The sequence below is a fragment of the Cognatundibacterium squillarum genome (assembly GCF_014652435.1).
GTDB lineage: Bacteria > Pseudomonadota > Gammaproteobacteria > Burkholderiales > Burkholderiaceae_D > Undibacterium > Undibacterium squillarum.
The window spans coordinates 1-20,472 of sequence record NZ_BMYU01000003.1 but is presented as its reverse complement, the minus strand read 5'-3'; the positions used below and the strand labels follow the sequence as shown (position 1 = coordinate 20,472).

19 protein-coding genes are annotated in these 20,472 nt (G+C 53.6%); 10 read left to right on the top strand and 9 right to left on the bottom strand.

Annotated features, from left to right (window positions below):
- The first annotated feature begins 5 nt into the window (after positions 1–5).
- Together cyoE and IE092_RS07175 are read left to right on the top strand one after the other, a co-directional pair.
- Positions 6–887, top strand: coding sequence for a heme o synthase (gene cyoE, locus IE092_RS07180; RefSeq protein WP_189356378.1), 882 nt, complete (start codon positions 6–8; stop codon positions 885–887).
- Positions 884–1,474 carry an SCO family protein gene (locus IE092_RS07175; RefSeq protein ID WP_189356377.1) on the top strand — a complete coding sequence of 197 codons (591 nt, stop codon included), beginning with the start codon at positions 884–886 and terminating at the stop codon, positions 1,472–1,474. The genes cyoE and IE092_RS07175 overlap by 4 nt, the downstream gene beginning before the upstream one ends.
- A gap of 76 nt (positions 1,475–1,550) precedes the next feature.
- Here IE092_RS07175 and rpoH read toward each other — a convergent pair whose 3' ends face one another.
- The 4 genes from rpoH to ftsY all read right to left on the bottom strand — a co-directional run bounded on the left by rpoH (position 1,551) and on the right by ftsY (position 5,479).
- Complete coding sequence (gene rpoH, locus IE092_RS07170) at positions 1,551–2,441, bottom strand: RNA polymerase sigma factor RpoH (protein ID WP_373295323.1); 891 nt, start codon at positions 2,439–2,441, stop codon at positions 1,551–1,553.
- Between the two features lie 285 nt (positions 2,442–2,726).
- Positions 2,727–3,641: a cell division protein FtsX gene (locus IE092_RS07165; protein ID WP_189356375.1), complete on the bottom strand. Its 915-nt coding sequence runs from the start codon at positions 3,639–3,641 to the stop codon at positions 2,727–2,729.
- 26 nt (positions 3,642–3,667) lie between these two features.
- Positions 3,668–4,336, bottom strand: coding sequence for a cell division ATP-binding protein FtsE (locus IE092_RS07160; protein WP_189356374.1), 669 nt, complete (start codon positions 4,334–4,336; stop codon positions 3,668–3,670).
- A 12-nt stretch (positions 4,337–4,348) separates the two neighbouring features.
- Complete coding sequence (ftsY, locus tag IE092_RS07155; RefSeq protein WP_189356373.1) at positions 4,349–5,479, bottom strand: signal recognition particle-docking protein FtsY; 1,131 nt, start codon at positions 5,477–5,479, stop codon at positions 4,349–4,351.
- A 111-nt stretch (positions 5,480–5,590) separates the two neighbouring features.
- Between ftsY and rsmD the strand changes: the two genes are divergently transcribed.
- The 3 genes from rsmD (at position 5,591) to IE092_RS07140 (ending at position 7,192) form a co-directional block, all read left to right on the top strand.
- The gene (gene rsmD / locus IE092_RS07150; RefSeq protein ID WP_189356372.1) at positions 5,591–6,235 is read left to right on the top strand and encodes a 16S rRNA (guanine(966)-N(2))-methyltransferase RsmD; all 645 of its coding nucleotides are present in this window, start codon (positions 5,591–5,593) and stop codon (positions 6,233–6,235) included.
- 61 nt (positions 6,236–6,296) lie between these two features.
- A complete protein-coding gene (coaD, locus tag IE092_RS07145; RefSeq protein ID WP_189356371.1) occupies positions 6,297–6,797 on the top strand; it encodes a pantetheine-phosphate adenylyltransferase in 501 nt (166 codons plus the stop codon).
- Between the two features lie 116 nt (positions 6,798–6,913).
- Entirely contained in the window at positions 6,914–7,192 is a 279-nt protein-coding gene (locus IE092_RS07140; RefSeq protein WP_189356370.1) for a YfhL family 4Fe-4S dicluster ferredoxin, read from the top strand.
- Here IE092_RS07140 and IE092_RS07135 read toward each other — a convergent pair whose 3' ends face one another.
- Positions 7,193–8,317 (bottom strand): GGDEF domain-containing protein, encoded by a 1,125-nt coding sequence (locus tag IE092_RS07135; protein WP_189356369.1) that lies wholly within the window; start codon positions 8,315–8,317, stop codon positions 7,193–7,195. It abuts the gene before it with no gap.
- A 13-nt stretch (positions 8,318–8,330) separates the two neighbouring features.
- Positions 8,331–9,179, bottom strand: a complete 849-nt coding sequence (locus tag IE092_RS07130; protein WP_189356368.1) for an MOSC domain-containing protein — start codon at positions 9,177–9,179, stop codon at positions 8,331–8,333.
- Between the two features lie 185 nt (positions 9,180–9,364).
- Here IE092_RS07130 and IE092_RS07125 point away from each other — a divergent pair, with 185 nt between their 5' ends.
- The gene (locus IE092_RS07125; protein WP_189356367.1) at positions 9,365–12,181 is read left to right on the top strand and encodes a DUF3857 domain-containing transglutaminase family protein; all 2,817 of its coding nucleotides are present in this window, start codon (positions 9,365–9,367) and stop codon (positions 12,179–12,181) included.
- A gap of 108 nt (positions 12,182–12,289) precedes the next feature.
- Here the strand turns inward: IE092_RS07125 and ychF are convergent, their stop codons facing one another.
- The 3 genes from ychF to IE092_RS07110 all read right to left on the bottom strand — a co-directional run bounded on the left by ychF (position 12,290) and on the right by IE092_RS07110 (position 16,895).
- Positions 12,290–13,381, bottom strand: coding sequence for a redox-regulated ATPase YchF (gene ychF / locus IE092_RS07120; protein ID WP_189356366.1), 1,092 nt, complete (start codon positions 13,379–13,381; stop codon positions 12,290–12,292).
- Positions 13,382–13,703: 322 nt separating this feature from the next.
- Positions 13,704–15,077 carry an MATE family efflux transporter gene (locus tag IE092_RS07115; RefSeq protein WP_189356365.1) on the bottom strand — a complete coding sequence of 458 codons (1,374 nt, stop codon included), beginning with the start codon at positions 15,075–15,077 and terminating at the stop codon, positions 13,704–13,706.
- A gap of 120 nt (positions 15,078–15,197) precedes the next feature.
- Positions 15,198–16,895 carry an SgrR family transcriptional regulator gene (locus tag IE092_RS07110; protein WP_189356364.1) on the bottom strand — a complete coding sequence of 566 codons (1,698 nt, stop codon included), beginning with the start codon at positions 16,893–16,895 and terminating at the stop codon, positions 15,198–15,200.
- Between the two features lie 165 nt (positions 16,896–17,060).
- On the opposite strand from IE092_RS07110, the gene IE092_RS07105 reads away from it, so the two are divergent.
- From IE092_RS07105 to IE092_RS07090, 4 genes are all read left to right on the top strand, one after another.
- On the top strand, positions 17,061–18,434 hold the full coding sequence (locus tag IE092_RS07105; protein WP_189356363.1) for an MFS transporter: 1,374 nt from the start codon (positions 17,061–17,063) through the stop codon (positions 18,432–18,434).
- A 77-nt stretch (positions 18,435–18,511) separates the two neighbouring features.
- Positions 18,512–19,423 (top strand): SPFH domain-containing protein, encoded by a 912-nt coding sequence (locus IE092_RS07100; RefSeq protein WP_189356362.1) that lies wholly within the window; start codon positions 18,512–18,514, stop codon positions 19,421–19,423.
- A 31-nt stretch (positions 19,424–19,454) separates the two neighbouring features.
- Positions 19,455–19,946 carry a hypothetical protein gene (locus IE092_RS07095; RefSeq protein WP_189356361.1) on the top strand — a complete coding sequence of 164 codons (492 nt, stop codon included), beginning with the start codon at positions 19,455–19,457 and terminating at the stop codon, positions 19,944–19,946.
- A complete protein-coding gene (locus IE092_RS07090; RefSeq protein ID WP_189356360.1) occupies positions 19,939–20,148 on the top strand; it encodes a type II toxin-antitoxin system antitoxin in 210 nt (69 codons plus the stop codon). The genes IE092_RS07095 and IE092_RS07090 overlap by 8 nt, the downstream gene beginning before the upstream one ends.
- Positions 20,149–20,472 lie beyond the last annotated feature (324 nt).

Below are 20,472 nucleotides of genomic sequence, written 5' to 3'. Positions count from 1 at the left end.
GCAACATGACAACCCTTACTCTTCCCACTAACCGCATAGCCCAGTACTGGTCGCTGACAAAGCCGCGTGTCACGCAGCTCGCGGTATTTTGTGCCGTGATCGGCATGTTTTTATCCACCTCCGGCCTGCCGGACTGGCGTGTACTGATTGCTGCGACCATTGGTATCTGGCTGCTGGCGGGTGCTGCATTTGCCGTGAATTGCCTGATTGAACGTGAAATCGATGCCCGCATGGCGCGTACAGCGCGCCGTGCCACTGCACAGGGAGAAATTACCCCGCTACAAACTCTGGTATTTTCCGGTGTCATCGGTGGCATGGGAATGTGGGTTCTCTTCAATTTCGTGAATCCGCTGACGATGTGGCTGACCTTTGTCACCTTCGTCGGTTACGCAATTATTTATACGATCCTGCTCAAACCGAACACTCCGCAAAATATCGTGATCGGCGGTTTGTCCGGTGCAATGCCACCCGCCCTTGGCTGGGCAGCGGTGGCTAATGAAGTACCAATGGAAGCATGGTTGCTGGTTCTGATCATTTTCGTCTGGACGCCTCCGCATTTCTGGGCTCTCGCCATGTACAGACGTGATGATTACGCAAAATCAGGATTGCCGATGTTGCCGGTAACGCATGGCCCGCGCGTGACGCTGACCCATATTCTGCTGTATACGATCGCCTTGTTTGCAACCAGTCTGTTGCCGTTTGCCGTGAAAATGAGTGGCATGTTTTATCTGGTTTCCGCAGTTATTCTGGGACTGATTTTCCTTTGGTATGCATGGAAAATGTTCACGGATTACAGTGACTTGCTGGCGCGTAAGACATTTGCATATTCGATTATTTATTTGTCGCTGTTATTTGCGGCTTTGCTGATTGATCATTATCTGAAATGAAAACCTTTTTCCGTAATGTCATTTCCGGGCTGGCTTTGCTGCTGCTGGCCGCATGTTCGCCACCGACTGCAAAATTCAATAATACGGATTTGACCGGACTGGATTACACAGCAGAATTCAGGCTGAAAGATCATCAGGGGAAAGACCGCACACTGGCTGATTTTCGGGGTAAGTTAGTCGTGATGTTTTTTGGATACACGCAATGCCCTGATGTTTGCCCGACCACCATGGCCGAAATGTCGGCGGTGATGCAAAAGCTCGGTGCGCAGTCGGATCAGGTACAGGTTTTGTTTGTGACACTGGATCCGCAACGGGATACTCAGGCACTGCTGAATGCCTATGTGCCAGCGTTTGATTCTCGTTTTCTGGGTTTGTATGGCGATGCTGGCGAAATTGATAAGCTGGCTAAAGGGTTGAAGGTTTTCTACCAGAAAGTACCGGGGAAAACGCCTGACAGTTACACTCTGGATCACACAGCAGGCAGCTATGTCTTTGATCAGCAAGGACGTATTCGTCTCTTCCTGCGTCATGCACAGGGACCGGAGCCGATCGTGCAGGATTTACAGACTTTGCTGAGCCAGAAGTAATCTGCTGCTGCAATGCATGAAAATAAAAAACGCCACTTTGTCAGTGGCGTTTTTTTATTTTTGCGGCGACCGGCTCTCAGGCAAAATGGCTGAGTGTACCTTTCATTTTCTTTAGTGCTGCACTTTCGATCTGGCGAATGCGTTCCGCTGAAACACCGTATTCGTCTGCCAGTTCATGCAATGTGGCGCCTGAACCATCATCATTACTGAGCCAGCGCGCTTCGATAATGTGACGTGAACGCGGGTCCAGTTTTGACAGTGCGGATTCCAGTCCTTCGCTTTGCAGACGGTCGAACTGACGTGTTTCGATAACACGCGTCGGTTCTTCAGATTCCGTTTTCAGATAAGAAATCGGTGCGAATTTCTCATCTTCATCATCAGAAGGTGCATCCAGCGCGATGTCATGACCAGATAAGCGCATTTCCATTTCAATAACTTCTTCGCGCTTTACGTCCAGAGACTTCGCCAGAGCATCAATCTGCTTAGGCGACATCGCTTCCAGCCCTTCTTTGTGGCTGCGCAGATTAAAGAACAATTTGCGTTGCGCTTTGGTGGTCGCTACTTTGACCAGTCGCCAGTTTTTCAGAATGTATTCGTGCATCTCGGCTTTAATCCAGTGCATCGCATACGATACCAGACGAACACCCTGAGTCGGATCAAAGCGTTTAACGGCTTTCATCAGGCCGATATTGCCTTCCTGAATCAGGTCAGCATGCGGTAAGCCATAACCGAGGTAGCCGCGGGCAATCGAAACAACCAGCCGCAGGTGAGACAAAATCAGTTGTTGTGCCGCCGCGAGATCATTCTGTTCGCGCAGGCGGGTTGCCAGATCAATTTCCTCTTCCTGCGTCAGCATCGGCAGACGGTTCACGGCAGAAATGTATGCATCCAGATTACCGAGCGAGCCACTGAAACCCAGTGTCAGCGCTGTGCTGTCAGAAGCCGGGATAAGTTGTGTCGATGTCATTGGGTTCATTCCTCCACGTTGCTGTCTGCTGCTTACAATGTCAGCAGACATTCACTGATGAGTCCTATATTAGCACTCTATTGAGATGAGTGCTAATCCCCGTTAAAAAGTGGTCAGAATACTTACTTTTGTGAGGGAGGAAGCGTGATTCGGACTGTATATTTACGCCCGACATTTACTCCATAGCGTCAGAAATCAGGGATTTCTCCTGACTCTGACTGTCTATTGAGCGGGAAGTTGCAGTTTATTTGGAAATAAATTTCTTTGTAGAAACTTATTTTTGAGTTACTGGATGCGCGCCATCTGGCGGCGTACGGATAAGAATGCGCCAAACAAACCAAGCAGCATAGAAACGCACAGCAGGGCGGTACTTTGCAGCCAGCCCAGCGGTGCCAGACGAAATTCTGATGCATACAGACGGGCAAATTCTGCGATCGCCTGATTCAGTGGCTGCAGGCTGGCTGCAGTCAAGCCAAGAGCAAGTCCTCCTGCGAGCAGGCCCATCAGTGCTGCGGTGTAATAATACGGGCGGCGAATGAAGCTGTTGGTTGCACCCATCAGGCGTGCAACAGCAATTTCAGCCTGATGAGATACAACTTGCAGACGTGTGGCATTAAACACAACCACTAAGACTACGACGCTGAGCGATATCGCCAGAAACAACAAGCCCAGTTCTGCAATTTGCAGCAATGCTGCCAGACGTTTTACCCAGGCAGAGTCCACCTGTACCACATCAATACCCGGTAATTCGCGCAGCTGTGCGGAAAGATTATCCAGCTGCGCTGCGTAGCGGCTGGACAAAGTCAGAATAAATGCGTCAGGCAGAGGGTTGCCACCAAGCGTATTCATTACTTCTGCCAGACTGGATGCGTCATTCATCGCAGCCAGCGCTTTTTCTTTCGGTGTGAAGCTCAGCTGCGCTTCTATATTCCGTTCCTTCAGCAGTTTTTTAATCGGGATGGATAATGCAGTCGCATCGCTGCGTGCCATATCCGGACTGAGAAAAATACTGATTTCCGGTTCGATTGATAACTGCGACGAAACCGGGCGCACGTTTTCGACGACGGTCAGGCCTGCAATCGGCAGAGACAGGGCGACTGCGACGACCAGCACATTAAACAAAAAATTGCCCGGCGCAGCCCGCAGATGAGTCAGTGCGCTGCGAATTGCAAAAAGATGTTCACGTAACCAGATGGTCATGCGGATAATTCCTGTTGAGTAAAAAATCAGGCGGCATCATGCCAGTTATCGGTCAGGCGGCCCTGCTGCAGGTATATAACCCGGCTGGCCTGATCGAGAAACTGTTCATCATGACTGGAAATCAGGCAGGTAACGCCGGCGCTGCGGAACGCTTTCAGCGCGTTCAGAACTTTATTCGCGTTGTCGCGATCCAGAAATGCCGTCGGTTCATCAGCGAGAATAATTTTCGGACGATTCACGATCGCCCGCGCAATTGCGATACGTTGCTGTTCGCCGCCGGACAGCTCCAGTGGGTAAGCACTGGCTTTATCTGCCAGGCCTACTTTTTCCAGTGCTGCACGGGCGCGGCCATCAGCTTCAGCGGATGAGGCCCCCGTCACGATCAGCGGCAACATCACATTTGCCAGCACGCTGCGGTCATTCAGCAAATGCTGATCCTGCAAAATCAGTCCGAGTTTGCGGCGCAGGTAGGGAATGCTGCCAGCACGCAGGCGGGTAATATCCTGACCGTTGACAATGATACGTCCGCTACTGGGCTTCTCGATGCCGGCAATCATTTTCAGCAATGTCGATTTGCCAGCGCCGGAAGGTCCGGCCAGAAACACCAGCTCCCCGTCGGGAATCGAAAAACTGATGTCCTGCAACGCATAGCCGCCCTGGTTGTATTGCTTACTGACGTTTTCAAACTCGATCATGGCGTAAGATGATTAGTTGAGCAGCGCGTCGACGAATTCCTGCGCATTGAATGGTTGCAAATCTTCAATCTGCTCACCGACCCCGATAAAGTACACCGGAACCGGACGGGTTTTTGCAATCGCAGCCAGGACGCCGCCTTTGGCAGTACCGTCCAGTTTGGTGATGACAAGGCCGGTCAGTTGCAGCGCGTCGTCAAATGCCTTGACCTGCGCCAGTGCATTCTGACCAGTATTGCCATCAATTACCAGCAGCACTTCATGTGGTGCCGTATCCATAGCTTTACCAAGTACCCGACGGATTTTTTTCAGTTCTTCCATCAGGTGCAGCTGAGTTGGAAGACGACCTGCGGTATCAATCATCACGACGTTGGTCTGCCGCGCTTTTGCAGAGGCAACCGCATCAAATGCAACGGCAGCGGGATCGCCGGATTCCTGCGCAATCACGGTTACACCGTTGCGCTCACCCCAGATTGCCAGTTGTTCGCGCGCAGCAGCACGGAAGGTATCGCCGGCAGCCAGCACGACAGACTGGTTATGCATCTGCATATGTTTAGCGAGTTTGCCAATGGTAGTGGTTTTGCCAGCGCCATTCACGCCGGCAATCATCATCACCATAGGCTGATGCTTACCAAGAACCAGTGGTTTTTGCAGCGGAGTCAGTAAATCAGTCAGCAAAGTTTTCAGTGCGGCTTTAACTTGTTCAGCCTCTGTCAGTTTTTCTTCTTTGACTTTCTTTTTCAGCGCATCCAGCAAGAACAGCGTCGCTTCCACGCCGGCATCGGCAGTCAGTAATGCTGCCTCCAGTTCATCATACAGATCATCATCAATCCGTGCGCCGACGAACAGTGTTGTCAGGCTGGACGAAGTTTTTGCCAGACCTGCTTTCAGGCGGCTGAGCCATGATTTCTTTTGCTCAGGAGCCGGTGCCGGCGCAGGCGTGATTTCTGTTTCTTCTGCGACAGCCGGAGCAGAAGGAGCAGTAACGGCCACCGGTGCTGACGGCGCAGTGTTTGCAGGAACGGAAGGTACGGATACTGGCGCTGACGGCGCTGGCGGAACGGAACTGGCCGGTGCAGGCGCGACTTCGGGCGCAGCCACAACAGGCGCTTCTTCTTTAGGCTTTCTTCGGAAAAAACTAAACATGGGGGATGATTTTGCAGAGTGCTGGCAGGCATAGTCGCCTGCACTGGATTAGAATGCTGCCATTCTAACAGACTGAGGCAGGATTACCGCTTGGCGCCTGTCATATAAGCAATGAAAAATCAACGTCAGACGACATCTGCGCCGAAACGGACATCGCACCAGATTCGCATCATCGGCGGCCAGTGGAAGCGCAGCCTGATCAGCGTCGTGGATGCCGACGGCTTGCGGCCTACGCCTGACCGGGTGCGTGAAACGGTGTTTAACTGGCTGGGTCATTTGTTTGACCGTGACTGGGAACACCGCCGGTGCCTTGACCTGTTTGCAGGTAGTGGTGCACTGGGCTGGGAAGCAGCCAGTCGCGGAGTGGCACAGGTGACAATGACAGAAACGAACCCTGCTGCTGTTCGTCAGTTGCAACAGGTGCAGGAAAAACTGGGGGCGCAGCAATGCCGGATTCTGCGCGCTGATGCCATGGCATTCCTGAATCAGGCGGTCAGCCGTGGTGAGCGATTTGACCTGATTTTTCTGGACCCGCCGTTTCATCACGGATGGCTGGAAAAAGTATTACCGGTCTGCGCCAGTCTGCTGACGCCGTCAGGGCTGGTCTACGCGGAAGCCGAAACGCCGCTGGAAACCGGAGCATTTGCCTGGCTGGACGGCTGGGAAGTGATACGTGCTGATAAAGCAGGAAGTGTGTTTTTTCATATATTGCAACGCAACACAACGGCTGCAGCAATGAGCGAAAATCAGGCATAATGCCGGAATTCAGTGCATTGCCACACATTTTTAGTGCAAACCGCCAACTTAGGGAGTGAAGATGGTTACAGCCGTTTATCCGGGAACATTCGATCCGTTGACGCGCGGACATGAAGATCTGGTGCGTCGCGCATCAGGATTGTTCGACACACTGATTGTTGGTGTTGCTGATAGCAAAAGTAAGCGCCCGTTTTTTTCACTGGAAGAACGTCTGGGTATCGCGAATGAAGTGCTCGGACATTATCCGAATGTGCAGGTTCACAGCTTTTCCGGTTTGTTGAAAGATTTTGTGCGTGAGCATGATGCGCGCGTGATTGTGCGCGGCTTGCGTGCGGTGTCTGACTTTGAATACGAATTTCAGATGGCGGGGATGAACCGTTATTTGCTGCCGGATGTGGAAACTCTGTTCCTGACACCGTCAGATCAGTACCAGTTTATTTCCGGTACGATTGTGCGTGAAATCGCCCTGCTGGGTGGCGATGTGTCGAAATTTGTGTTCCCGTCAGTGGATCGCTGGCTGAAACAGAAAGTGGAAGCACTGCGCAGCGGACAGTCTGTCTGATGCAGCTTCTGTGCACTGCACAGTAAAATCTGCATTTTGGTATATCCTGAATCCGGCTCTCCTGTGAGAGCCGGATTGTTTTATTGAACGATTGAATATCAGAGCGAGTAGTTAGTATGGCCCTTATGATTACGGATGACTGCATCAACTGCGATGTATGTGAACCAGAATGTCCGAACGATGCGATTTCCATGGGTCCGGAGATTTATGTGATTGATCCGGATAAGTGCACCGAGTGCGTCGGACATTACAGTGAGCCGCAATGTAAGCAGGTATGCCCTGTGAACTGCATTCCGTTTAATCCGGAATGGAAAGAAAGCAAGGCGGAATTGCAGGCCAAGTATGAACGTCTGCAGGAAGAGGCGCGTCAGAAGGCGGCTGCCCGTCAGGCCTGATTACTGATAACAGACCTGATTCCGGCCGTGGTGTTTTGCGCCGTATAAGGCCTGATCGGCACGGGATAACATTTCACGTGCCACGGTACCCACTTCGCCGCGATGCAATAAAGGATCCATAATTGTCAGACCAATAGAAATGCTGGTCTGACAGCGTGATCCGTCTGAGAGTCTGCAGGCTGCACCGGCAATGCTGCGGCGTATGCGTTCCGCTACCTGTAACGCATCTTCCAGCCGGGTGTTAATCAGCAGCGCAACAAATTCTTCGCCGCCGAAACGTCCCAGGGTATCGCTGAGGCGCAACTCTGCCTTAATGCGCGCTGCCACTTCGCACAGCACATCATCACCGCCCTGATGCCCGAACTGGTCATTGATCCGTTTGAAGAAATCGATGTCCAGAAACATGCAGGCAATACTGTACTGCTGTCGCCGCGCGCGGTTAATTTCTTCCAGCATTCTTTGCTCAACGTAGCGCCGGTTGCTGATTTTGGTCAGCGGATCAGTCAGGCCGATGTACACCAGTTTTTCATTGTTCAGCACATTTTCCAGTGCGATGGCAATTACTGAGCCCAGACGCTCAATGAAATCCGTTGCCATTGAGCGCTGAAAGCGCTCAGCATGCTGACTGCCGAGATTCAGAAAACCGATCAGCTTTTGCTGACGACGTAAGGGAATCACTGCCACACTGCGTGGCCTGACAGTCCAGCTGCGGAACAAATGATCATGCCGCGTACTCATGTATGGGCCCAGCACCGGTTTGTGTGCAGATAAGTCGCTGCTGGCGAGTTCGCGCTGATTCGCGATCAGTTTCAGATGCGGATAGGCTTGTAATTCCACACGCTGATCTGCCAGCATGGCTGCCAGTTCCTGACGCGGATCCAGCAGCATCAGCGTTACCATTTCCAGTTCTGAAGTCTGTGCCAGCGCACTGAAGATATGCGCGATCAATTCCTCGAATTTGGTGCAGGCAATCGCATCCAGCTCGAAGCGCTGATGGCGCTCCATAATATTCTGGTTGCGGTGCGCCTGTTCCAGAATCTGTTGCAGTTGCTGGCGCAGGGTTTGATTTTCGCGCTGTAACTCGGCGATTTCAAATTCAGGATACGGAGATGGCACAGATTTCATCGGGAGTTCGCCATCAGAAGCTGAGTTCAGCCTGACAAGTATCACCGACCCGCAAGGTCAGGCCCTTGCCACTCTGCAGTACGCAATTCATGCCGAACACCGGCTGATCTTCAACGCGGGCGTCGCAGTGGAATTGCTGTAGCAGATCGACCGGATTGTTGCCGCTGATGCCGGTGTCCTGATCCACTGCAGGAATCGGGCAACGTGTGCAGGGTTTTACTGCGTGCAGACTGAGTCCGTTTTCGAAGCGATAGTGCGTGACGTGGTCTTCTTCAAACGCCATCTGATCATCGATGACAATATTCGGGCGAAAGCGGTTAGCCGGAAAATCTGTCCAGCCAGCCTGTTGCGCATGGCGGTTCAGTTCTGCCAGTGAGCTGACAGAGGTCAGCAGAAACGGGTAGCCGTCCTGAAACTGTACCGGATGGGGAACGCCGTCAGTCCAGGTGCCGCTGGTCGTGCGACCGGTTGCCGGTGTGACCTGCACCAGTCGGCAGGGCTGACCAAGAACCTGTGTACACCATGCTGCTGCTTCATCACCGGCGTCACGCGCCGTACCGGTGAAGTCCCAGACCGTGACTTCGCGCTGCGCGTGTTCATCATTCAGCGCCGGTGGCAGATAAAAATCCGGCATATCGTCATGCTGTAATACCAGTCCCTGTTCAGAAACCGCAGGGCGTATCGTTGCCATTTGCGGCAATTCGCGCTGTGTCATGAACATGCCCTCCGGCGTCACGATCATCCAGCTGCGGTCGCTGATGCCATGTACGCTCAGACCGTTTTCACCGAACTCCGCTTCAGTCAGGGAGATGCCGGCGCAGGATTTGACCGGGTACAGAAACAGTTCAGTAATAACAGGCATGGCGGTTCCGATTGCATCAATAAAACCATATTGTAAAACGCTTTGCCTCGCTCATGCTGCGCAGACTGATACAGCGCAGCAGAACCGGCTATGAAAAGTATTCTTTTTTTGTTATTTGCTTCACAATGGAATGCAATTCTTGTTTCCGGCACAGTCCGATTGCCGTTTTTTTTCTGATGGAAGCTATGCGACTCTGTATAACCACTTCTCTGCGCCCGCTGGCGCTGGCAGCTTTTCTGATGTGTGGCAGCGTATTGCCTTTGACTGCGCCGGTATTCGCGGCAGATCACGTACCACTGGCCGCGTCTGCGCGGCCACAGAAACTGGAGGCGACACCGGCATGGGTTACCAAAGTTGCGCCGGAATGGGATGCGCGCGACGCCACTGCGCCGGTATATCTGCCATTGCTGGATGTGCAGACGCGGGTGGATGCGCGCCAGACTTACCGTTACTCCCACGTGATCCGCAAAATCCGCGACACCGCAGGGCTGGAATCAGGTAGTCAGATTCTGATGATCTTTGATCCGAATTATCAGAAACTCAGTATTCACCAGTTACAGATTGTGCGTAACGGCAAAGTGATACAGAAATTTGATCCTAAAAAAATCCGCTATCTGCAGCGCGAGTCCCGGCTGGAAGCGCAAATGCTGGATGGTCAGATTACTGCCAGCATTACGCTGGATGATGCCCGCGCCGGAGATCAGATCGAATATGCGTACACACTGACCGGTGCAAATCCTGTCTTCGACGGACGATTTGTCGATATCGAATGGGTGTATTCCAATTACGGCCCGGTCAGTCAGTTCTATTATCGTTTGCAGCATCCGGATAATCGTCAGATGCAGTGGAAATATGACAGCAAGCTGTTTGAAATGCAGCAGGAAACCCGCGGCGGCTGGAAAGAAACTGTATTGCGCCGTCGCTTTGTACCGGCGTTTCAGAACGATCCTTACGGGATTGCGCCGACCTATCTGAAAGATCAGATACAAATCAGTGAATTCCGTGACTGGAACGATGTGGCGCAATGGTCTAAGCGTTTGTTTCAGTCGGCTTACCAGTCTGCACCGGATATTGAAAAAGAAGCCGAGCGGCTGGCAAAGCTGGCGGATACGCCCGAGCTGGCATTGTTAAAAACGCTGGATTTTGTGCAGAAAGAAGTACGCTACTTTGGTACAGAGATCGGTGAGAACTCGCATTTGCCGCATCCGCCGGCAGACGTATTGCGTCAGCGTTTTGGTGACTGTAAAGATAAAACCGGCTTGCTGATTGCTTTGCTGAAGGCGCAGAAAATTGATGCGGAGCCGGTACTGGTATCCACCGCATTCCGCGACGATACGCCGCAGCTGTTGCCAAGCCCGCTGGCGTTTAATCATGTGATTGCCCGCGTTAAACTGAATGGCAAAACCTACTGGCTGGATGGCACGCGCAGCTTTCAGACCGGTGATCTGAAATCCCGTCAGGCACTGGCACAGCGCACCGGCTTACCAGCGCAGGCCGATACCCGCGAACTGGTGGCGATGCCAGATCCGTCCAGAGATTTGCAGGCGGTGACCTGGGATCAGTACACCATTCAGTCTATGGGGAAACCGGCTGTGCTGGACGTGCGTCAGACCTATTACGGTGATGGTGCTGAATCCCTGCGTGCCAGTCTGGCGGCAAATCGTAAGTCGGATATTGAGAAAGAAATTATTGCGGAATATCTGCGTTTTTATCCGGCTGCGCAGGTGGATGGTAGTCTGGGTGTGAACGAAGAAAACGGACAAAATGCATTAACGCTGACCTTGCGTTTTTCATTGCCGGAATTCTGGCGTTATCACGAAAAACAGGTATTGCAGTCGGAATTTTCGCCGGTGTCCCTGCTGCAGACCTTACGTATGCCAACACAGGTGCCGCGCACAGAAACGATGCGTATCAGCCCGACCGGTATGTATCGTCATGTCACCGATATCCGTTTTTCTGAGCCTGTTTTCTCTAAAACATTTAATAAACGTTTTGATGAAGCCAACAAGCACTTTGAGATTCACAGTATCGCGAATGGTGAGGTGGATCATGTACAGATTCAGTCGGATCTGCGCTTTATGCGTGACCGTGTTGAGCCGGCAGACTGGACGACGTATCGCGATAAAGTTCAGCGTGGCTGGAATGGTTTGCTGAATACCCTGACGGTTAACGCGATCAGTACACCGCAACTGGTCAGGGCAAAGCTGGATATTGCAGATCTGGAAAAAGCCATTAAAGAGAAAAAAATCAGTGTGTATTCGGAAGCGCAGGTTGAAGCGGTGTACCGCTTGCCGGTGCTGGATGCGCAACTGAATTCCGGTCGCCTCAGTGAAAAACAAAAAGCTGATGCGTATCTGGAACGCGCACAGCGCTTGCAACAGATAGGCCGGCTGAAAGGTGCAAAATCAGATATCGAGAAAGCACTGCAGATCAAACCGCAGGAATTGCCGCTGCTGCTGCAACTGGGACAAATTGCGCAAATGCAGAATAACCTGCCGGAAGCGGCGCGCATTGCAAAACAAATGCTGGAATTGCAGGCGAATGATGTTTCTGCGCAAGCTTTACTGGCATCCACGCTGTATCAGCAAAAGCAGTATGCGGCGTCAGCAGCGCAATGGCGTGTGGTGCTGGCAGATCGCAACGAAGCGGAAAAAAGTACAGCGGTGATTGGTTTATTCCTTGCTGCACAGGCTGCCGGACAAGATCCGGTTGCTGCAACCAGCGAATTTTTGCCGCAATCCACGCAGCCCGCATGGCCGTATCCGGTGCTGCAAGTCTTGCATGGTCAGTTATCTGAATCCGCATTGCAGGAGCAACTGAAAAACGGTGGCAAACCAGACTACACAAAAGTGACGGAAGCCAGTTACGCACTGGGGCAGTTTGAATTGCAGAAGGGAAATAAGGCGCAGGCGAAAGCGTGGTTCCAGAAAGCGATGTTCGGTATGCAGATGGAAATGCCGGAACTGTATTTTTCTGACCGTCAGATTGAAGCACTGAAGTAAAACCTGTTACGCAGTCAGTTTGCAGAAAGTGCCGTACGGAACTTACGCTTTCTGCAGACAATAAAAAAACCGCGCCGTGGCGCGGTTTTTTGTCGGATACGGAAATGATCAGACGTTGAACAGGAAGTTCAGTACGTCGCCGTCTTTGACCACATATTCCTTACCTTCAGCGCGCATTTTGCCTGCTTCTTTGGCGCCGGTTTCACCTTTGTACTGGATGAAATCGTCGAAAGCGATGGTTTGTGCACGGATGAAGCCGCGTTCGAAGTCGGTGTGGATCACGCCTGCAGCCTGTGGTGCAGTGTCGCCGATACGGATAGTCCATGCGCGTACTTCTTTGACACCAGCGGTGAAGTAAGTTTGCAGACCCAGCAGTTTGAAACCGGCGCGGATCAGACGATCCAGACCCGGTTCTTTCATGCCCAGATCGGCCAGGAAAGCGGCTTTGTCTTCCTCTTCCAGATCCGCGATTTCGGATTCGATGGAAGCGCAGATGGAAACGATAGGAGCGTTTTGCGCATTTGCGTATTCGGTCAGCTTATCCAGCAGCGGATTGTTTTCGAAGCCGTCTTCCGACACGTTGGCAACGTACATTGCCGGTTTTGCAGTGATCAGGCACAGCGGTTTCAGCAGTGCCAGCTCTTCCGCATCCAGACCCATGCCGCGTACCGGTTTCGCATCGTTCAGGGTTGGCAGGACTTTTTCGTACAGACTGACCAGTTTGATGGCGTCTTTGTCACCGGATTTGGCTTTTTTGCCTTCGCGCTGCAGCGCTTTTTCCAGTGTGCCGAGGTCGGCCAGCGCCAGTTCGGTCTGGATGACTTCGATGTCGGCGATAGGATCAACGCGACCGGCAACGTGCACCACGTTCGGATCTTCAAAGCAACGCACCACGTTCACAATCGCATCGGTTTCGCGGATGTGCGACAGGAACTGGTTACCCAGACCTTCACCTTTGGATGCACCGGCAACCAGACCGGCGATGTCGACGAATTCCACGATGGCCGGCACGATACGTTCCGGTTTGATGATGCCAGCCAGCTGACCCAGACGCGGATCAGGCACTTCCACCACGCCCACGTTCGGTTCGATAGTACAGAAAGGATAGTTTTCTGCCGGAATGCCTGCTTTAGTCAGTGCATTGAACAGAGTGGATTTGCCGACGTTAGGCAAGCCGACGATGCCGCATTTGAGACTCATGGTGTTTGTGTATTCAGGATGAAATTAACCCGCTATTTTACCGGAAAAGCCAGTGCAAACCGGAAAATCCTGTACCGGCCTGCCTTTGCGGCGGCAATGCGGGTAAATGGCAGGGCGGGGTGGCTGCTGTCTGAGTGATTACCGGTATCCGGCGGGGATGGCTGACAGCGTCTCAGGCAGGCTCAGAAGGTTAAAAATTGCACTGTTTTGGTGCGAAATGCGGTGTTCAGCACAGCACCCCGGCGGTCGTCGGCAGAAAGTCCGGACTTCGCAAAAACATGCATGCGGACTTCTGCACAATGATCGTTATCGCCACGCCAGTTCAGTGCGCAGGCCTGGTCAGCGCGCGCAGGCTGACACGGTGCAGGAAGCGCAGCAGCAGCGCACCGGCGACAGTCAGGCCGGACACCAGCCCGACCCAGAATCCCTGCGATGCCATCGGCGATGTCGGCCACGGCATCCAGTCCGGTGCCAGACCGAGCAGACAGCCGACCGGCAGCGCGATGCCGTAAAACGCCGTCAGGTGGATCAGCATCGGCGTGCGGGTGATTTTGTAGCCGCGTACTGCGCAGGAAGTGGTGACCTGCGCGGCATCGGAAAGCTGGAACACGGCGGCGAACAACAGCAAGGTTGCCGTCAGTTGCTGTACCGCCGGGTCAGACGTGTAGGCAGCGGCGATCACATGTCGGAACAGCGTGATCAGCGTCGCGGAAAACACCGCAAACACCAGCCCCGCGGCGACGCCAACCCAGGAAATGAAGCGCGCACGATCGGCATCGCCTTCGCCCAGTGCCTGCCCGACGCGGGTGGTCAGCGCGATCCCGATACTCAGAGGCACCATGAACACCAGCGACGAAAAATTCAGTGCGATCTGATTAGCAGCGACTTCCACCACACCGAAGCGTGCAATCAGCAAACCGACCGCGCAAAACGCAGACACTTCCGCAAAGTAAGTCACGCTGATCGGTAAACCCAGTTTCAGCATGGAACGGATTTCCGGCCAGTGCGGCGCTTCTGCCTGCGCAAACGGATAGGTGCGCTGATAAGCTTCCGAGCGGCGTATCCAGTACAGCATCGCGCCCAGCATCAGCCATAAACCGCTGCCGGTCGCCAGCGCACAACCGCTGGCACCCAGCGCAGGGAAACCGAAATGCCCGTAAATAAACAGCCAGTTAATCAGCACGTTATACGCCAGTCCCAGCAGCGCAATCACCATCACCGGTTTGGTCTGATTCAGACTGGTGGTGTAACCGTACAGCGCACGGTACATCGCAAACGCGGGCATACCGATACTGATCAGATGCACAAACTGCTTCGCTTTTGCCGCGACCGGCGCATCCAGTGATAAGTAATCAAAGACAAACGTTGATGCATTCAGCAGCAGACAAGCCAGCAAACCGCCACCCAGCCCCAGCCACATCGCCTGCCGCATCTGATGCGGAATCCGGTCTTCGCGACCGGCCCCGGTTTCATGCGCAATCACGGTATTCACCGCCATCATCAGACCCATGACCGTCACCAGCACGATGGTCCAGACCGACGTTCCCAGCGATACCGCCGCCAGTTCTTCTGCATTCAGATGCCCGGTCATCGCCACATCCGCCACACCCATACCCACGGTCGCAATCTGGCCAATCAGCACTGGCCACGCCAGTTGCCATAAAGCGGAAAATTCGGAACGGATCTGGTGTTTCATAAGCAATCTTTTCAAAAAATACAAAGCATCAGCAACTTAGCTGATGCGGAACGGCGAATCTGGCATGTTACCTGATTCCGGCAGTGGATTATGCGGAAATCCGGTCAGGACGAGCAGGAATCAGCAGGCTTTGCTGAGCTCTTTCTTTACCCACAATTCACAAAACGAGACAAAGCCCAGCGGTGTCATGCGGACTCCCGCGATATGCGGGGAGACGCTGACGAAATGGCTTTCATGCGATACCGGCATGATCCAGTGACCTTGTACCAGTTCGCGTCCGATGCCGGCATAGGCCTGCATACGGTTGCTGGCTGCGGGCATGGACTGAATGTCGCACAATTGTTTATCCAGCCACTGATTCATGCTGTCCGGCAGCCAGTGGCGGAAATGGCTGTCGTTACCAAACCATTCAAAGCAACCGAAGTCTTTATCATCGTGCAGCATTTCGCGGCCCAGATACAGATCGCATTGCTGCAGCCAGTCGCGCGCGATTTGTTCTTTCAGCGTGATGGTTTTCCACTCCACAGAAAAACCGGCCTGTTCCAGCAAGGCTTTGATCTGTTCCGCCAGCTGACGCATTTCTTTGGTCTGCCCGCTGATCAGGCGCAGACGGGTGCCGGCCGCCACGCGTTGCGGCGGTGGCAGCGGCGGGCGGTGCTGCCATTCCGGTAATAAGCCATATGCCGGTTTGCGTGCCGGGCTGTTTTCGGGAAACAAAGATTCCGGTTGCAGGATGGCGGCGATCTGCTGGCGTCCGGATTGCTGGCGCAGTAAAGGGGTGTCCGGATTCATAATCAGATAGGTGCAGCCGCTTTCATCCACTCTTTGCTGTTGCTGATTCGCTTGTCCGGGTGGCGTGTAACCGTACTGCATATCAAACGTGGGTTCGGCGACGCAGGGTTGTATCACCCATAAATCGATTTCATCCAGTAATGCACCTTCACGGTAATACGAAGCAAACGCACGTAAGGTCAGCTGATACGGATTATTCCGTATCACCTGAAACGCACCGGAGCCAACCGGGAACTGTGCAAAGTTGCGCGCACGTTGACGCGGGACAACCGAACTCATTGAGGTTGCCAGCAAATGCGGCCACAGCCAGTCGCTGTGTTTCAGATAAAAACTGACACGACGGTCGGGCCCGGTTTCCACGCGCAGCAAATGGCGGTACAGACGCTGATTCATGGATGGCTGGTCGCGCAGGCGCAAAAAGCTGGCTTTCACATCTTCCGGCCCGAGATCCGAACCGTCGTGAAAGTGCAGACGCGGCCTGAGCCAGAAATGCCAGACGCTGCCGTCGGCATTGTGTTCCCAGTGATGCGCAATCACCGGACGCAGGCTGCGGGTCTGGTGATCGAAGGTCATCAGCCTTGAAAAAATCTGGCGTACCAGATGCGCTTCCAGCCGGCCGTAAGCATGCATAGGGTCGAGCGTGGAAACCTGCCGGTACATCGGCAAACGTAAGACATCACGGTTTCCGTCACGCAAATCCAGAAATTCCGGCAGACGCGCAGCCAGCTGTTTTTTCTGTTGGCGACCGAGGCTGGCAAATGCCTGTTCCAGTTCACCCTGTGCCAGCAAGCCCTGAATCTGATCCAGCGCCAGTGCATCCGGCGTGACACGGAATTCCAGTTCGGAATGGTGTCCGCGTCCGCGCGCCGGTGTCCAGCGCAGCCAGCCCTGTTCCTGCATCTTACTCAGCAAGTGGCGCATATTGCGTTCGCTGCAATGCATCGCATCGGCCAGCGCCGGTAATCCGGGCTGTTTCTGATCATGCATCAGCTGATACAAACGGTTGAACTGGTCGCGCAGTTTCATAGGCAGACATTCATTGAATCGGATGGTTTGATTATGCCGTGCGTCGTAAAAAATAAAAGCGGAAATGATGCAGGCTTTCTTATCCGTTTTTATGTGCAGCTTTTATGAGGATACTGTAAATCAGCAATGATTCATCAGTTCATCATCAGCACACAGGAGAGTGATATGCGTGGATGTTCAGAAGTTCCCGCCGTCGCAACGCCGGCATGGCGGCAATCGCGACTGATGCAATGGATACCGGTGTTTCCGGCGCCGGTACCGCGCTTGCTGGGCAGTTCGCTGGTGTTCGTGATGGGGCGTGCAGTATCGCTGCCGCTGGTGGTGTTATATCTGGCGCAGGCGCTGCAGCTTTCACAGACACGCATCGGGTGGATGCTGGCGTTTGCTTCGCTGGTGGCGACTTTATCCGGCCCGCTGGCCGGTATGCTGGCTGACCGTGTCGCCAAGACACGATTAATGGCGATTGCCTGCATGATCGCGGCGGCGGCAGTGCTGATGCTCAGCGTCTCGCCGAACGCCGGATTTGCGATGCTGGCGCTGGCGGCAATTGAGGCAGCACTGGTTCTGCGCAGCGTCAGCCTGAAAGCTTTGCTGGCGGATTATCTGCCCGGCGAATTGCGCGCCCGTGCATTTTCCATGAATTACCTGATGATCAATCTGGGATTCACGATAGGTCCGCTGATTGGCGCAGGCTTATTTGCTTACTGGATTGCTGCGCCATTCTGGCTCGCTGCAATCTTTATTCTGGCGGCCGGGTGGATGGTGCGTGACAGCGCGATGCGGCGCAGTCAGGCAGCCAGTCTGCCGCTTGCAGAAAGCTCCGCTGCCAAGACCAGTCTGCGTGAAACCCTGCAGGCCTTGCGCAGTGACCGGATTCTGTTGTTATTTACACTGGCCAGTATCCTGACCTCTTTTGTGTTCGGACGCTTTATTTCCGGTTATCTGGCGCAGTATCTGATTGCGGTCTACGGCGCGCAGCAGGCTGCCGGTACGATCACAACCGTGCTGGTGACGAATGCCGTGATGGTGGTGTGTCTGCAGTATCTGGTCGGCAGCCGTATGCAAAACCGGCACTTGCTGCGATGGATCACTGCCGGGGTCGGATTTTATCTGCTCGGTCTGACCGGCTATGCCGTGTCTGACAGCAAGCTCAGCTGGATACTGGCAACGGTGGTGTTTTCACTCGGTGAAATTATTGTGGTGCCCTGCGAGTACCTGTTTATTGATCTGATCGCACCGGCCAGTCAGCGCGGCGCTTACTACGGCGTGCAGACGCTGGCCAGTCTGGGAACGGCGCTGAATGCCGTGGTCTGTGCGTATCTGCTGACTCACGTCGGCAGCAATGCGATGTTTGCAAGCCTGATACTGGCAGGCGCGCTGGGGGTTGTGCTGTATGCAACGGGCTGGTTTTTACGGCAGCGCCGTGCGGTGCAGACTGCCACGTGTGATCAGCATGCCACGCCGGAATCCCATGAGTACAGCGACGCAATTCGCCTGCTGGCTGGTAATGCAGTGCGTGGTTTACGCAACCTGAGCTAAATGTCTTGCAATTTCAGAACGAAGCGCCTAAAGTGATATCACTTTGATTTCATCGTGAGATCGTATAAGGGGCAAACATGACAACGTCAAACGAAGTTTCTATGCGCAGTACAGGTATCAGAGAAGTATCCCGTTCTTCCGCCAGTGGTTATCTGATTCTGGCAATTGCTTTCCTGCTCATCGCGTCCGGTATTGCCAGTCTGATCTGGGGTGGTGCGATGCCGGGTTACAGTGTTCTGATCAAAGTGTTACTGATCGCGATTGGCTCCTTGCTGTTCAGCGGTTTCTATATGCTGCAGCCGAATGAAGCTGCTTTGCTGAGCCTGTTCGGTGATTACAAAGGCACGGATCGCAGCCAGGGTTTGCGCTGGGTGAATCCTTTCCTCAGCAAACGCAAACTCAGTTTGCGCGCCCGCACGCTGAACACACCACCGCTGAAAGTGAATGACAAGCGCGGCAATCCGGTGGAGATCGGCGCTGCAATCGTCTGGCGCGTCAACGATACGGCACTGGCGATTTATAACGTCGATGATTTCGAGCGTTTTGTCTCTGTGCAGGCAGAAGCAGCGCTGCGTCATCTGGCAACGCAGTATGCCTATGACGAAGGTGATGATCTGGTGGACGGCGAAGTAACACTGCGTGCCGGGATGGATGTGGTTGTGAATGCGATGAAACAGGAATTACATGACCGTTTTTCTGCTGCCGGTATTCAGGTGGAAGATGCCAAATTGACGCATCTGGCTTATGCACCGGAAATCGCTCAGGTGATGCTGCGTCGTCAGCAGGCCGAAGCCATCATCAGCGCCCGTAAGAAAATTGTGCAGGGTGCGGTCAGCATGGTGGAAGGCGCATTGCAGGGATTATCGGAGCGCCAGATTGTGGAGCTGGATGATGAGCGCAAAGCAGCGATGGTCAGCAATCTGCTGGTGGTGTTGTGCAGTGAGCGTGATACGCAGCCCGTGGTGAATGCCGGTACTTTGTATAACTGATGCCGGACTGAGTGAAAAAACAGGTGCAATCATGGATGACATCATTTATGAAGAACATCAGACGGCAGCATGGTATTTTCGTATCATTGCCGCCGTCGGTATCGGCGCACTCCTGCTCCTTAAACAAGGCGGAGACCGTTTAAACAACTATGAACAAGGCCTGATTATCGGTATTGCGATTTTTGTGGCGCTGATCTTTTTTTCGATGTGCAGGCTGACGATTACCCTGACTGCAAAAGAAATCCGCTGGCGTTATAACTGGATTCGGTTTCCGGGCTGGCGGATTCCTTTATCAGATATCCGCAGTGTGGAAACGACAAAATCGTCGTGGTACGAGGGCTGGGGAATCCGGTATACCACCACAGGGATGCTGTATAACGTGACTGGCACAGAAGCCATCCGGCTGCATCTGAAAAATGCAAGCAGCCTTCGCCTCGGAACGCAGCAGGCTGCACAGTGGCGCGGTCTGCTGGAAGGGCGTACCGGGCCGGATGCACGTATCTCAGGAAACCGTTATGGCTAGTCCGAATAAAAAATCCTTCCCGCTGCGGATCGATCCGCAGTTGTGGCAGGAAATCGAAAGACTGGCAGCGCAGGAGTTGCGCAGTGTGAATGCGCAGGTTGAATATCTGTTGCGTGAAGCGCTGGCAAAACGCGGGCGTTTGCCGGAAACGAAAAAAACGCCCTTACCTCCGCAGGAACCCGAACAGCCGGAAGATGCCTGAGCTTCCGGCATTGCTTTTTGTTGTGCTGAAATCGTCACTATTCATTCGGAATTAGCGCCTATCTGCGCCGGCGCGTCTTGCCTACTATCGGCAGATTTCCTCATTCCGGCAATCTGACTGCCGGTACTTTTCCGTATCAGCAAACATGACGACTTTTTCAGCCACCACAGCGCAGGCAGCCAGCCTGCTGGCGCAAATGGGCGCCGACCTGAATTCCTTCCTCGGTAACGACATCCACAGCATTTCCCCGATTTCCGGCAGCACCATGGCCAGCCTGCGTGCTGACACACCAGCGCAAGTGACTGAACGCATCAGCCGCGCACA